Raw genomic sequence first — 1,055 nt, forward strand, 5'->3', positions numbered from 1 at the left:
CTCCTGCGATTTCTAGCTGAGGTGTGGCTCTTTGTGATGTGGTGAGGTGAAGCCAAGATGGACGTGATCCCAGATGAACCGATTGTAATTGCCAGCCTGCTGAGCCTGGCTTTGCTGGGGATCTTGATTCTGAACTTGGCAGGGCGTGGGTCTGGGGATGCAGATTAAAAGGTTGACAAGCTTACTTATCCTTCTTTAGGATTAGGATCGCCTTGTCGGAGAGCGCCCCCATCGTCTAGAGGCCTAGGACACATCCCTTTCACGGATGCGACAGGGGTTCGAATCCCCTTGGGGGTATTGGGTCAGAGTTATAAGATGAAGCCGTCAACAGGGGATCCCTGGCAGCGGTGACACCTTACTCAGACTTTACTCAGAGAGGCTTTGCTGCCACAAACCACTCCAGATACAAGCTGGGAGAGCGGGTCATCTGGGATCCAGACACAAGTGGTATTGGCAGTTAGCCAACTGCAACTCCATCGGGGAGGATTCCTATCCAGCCCTCGCCCCCCCCCAAGATTGGGAAAGCCTCTAGAAGGTCGGGCCCAGTTGCCCAATCGGCTACGGCTTGGGTTTGAGCAGACCTAGGGCCTGCCAGGATCAGGTGCTGGCCACCAGAGCTTCAGCCGGCGTGGCGGCGACCAACAGCTCATCTTTGATAAGCTCTGCCAGCTCCTGCAGTTGGCGAATCGCCTCTGCCCCTTCCAATTTCATAAGCTCCCGGTCATCCCGCATTTCTGTCCAGCTAATGGAGCATTCGGAAACCAAAAAGCGGATTAGGTGCCCCTCTCGTAAACTGACCATAAACGAGGCACTCTCGAAAGACGTACCACAGGTGTAGCAAGAGGCTGGGTAGCCCCGCTTCTCCAAAACGATGGCCAGAGCCTGCAAACTCATCACCAGATCTTGAACATAGCTGCGGTATTGTTCCGCCAACCGTGTGAACATCACACTCCTCCCTAACGGATTGGCACTTTTGGGGCTTAGCCTAGCTGCAAATGACCTAACTAGTAATTTATGCTTAGGGCTAGGTTTACATCTATCATAACAATCGACAA

1 protein-coding gene and 1 tRNA gene are annotated in these 1,055 nt (G+C 53.4%); one reads left to right on the forward strand and one right to left on the reverse strand.

The annotated features are described in order from the left end of the window. The first annotated feature begins 224 nt into the window (after positions 1-224). A tRNA-Glu gene (locus tag NW819_RS02770) sits at positions 225-297 on the forward strand. A gap of 300 nt (positions 298-597) precedes the next feature. On the opposite strand, the gene NW819_RS02775 is transcribed toward NW819_RS02770, so the two are convergent. After that, a complete protein-coding gene (locus tag NW819_RS02775) occupies positions 598-945 on the reverse strand; it encodes a DUF1815 family protein (RefSeq protein WP_011434143.1) in 348 nt (115 codons plus the stop codon). Between the last annotated feature and the right edge of the window lie 110 nt (positions 946-1,055).

Source organism: Synechococcus sp. R8-2, assembly GCF_047461715.1.
GTDB lineage: Bacteria > Cyanobacteriota > Cyanobacteriia > Thermostichales > Thermostichaceae > Thermostichus.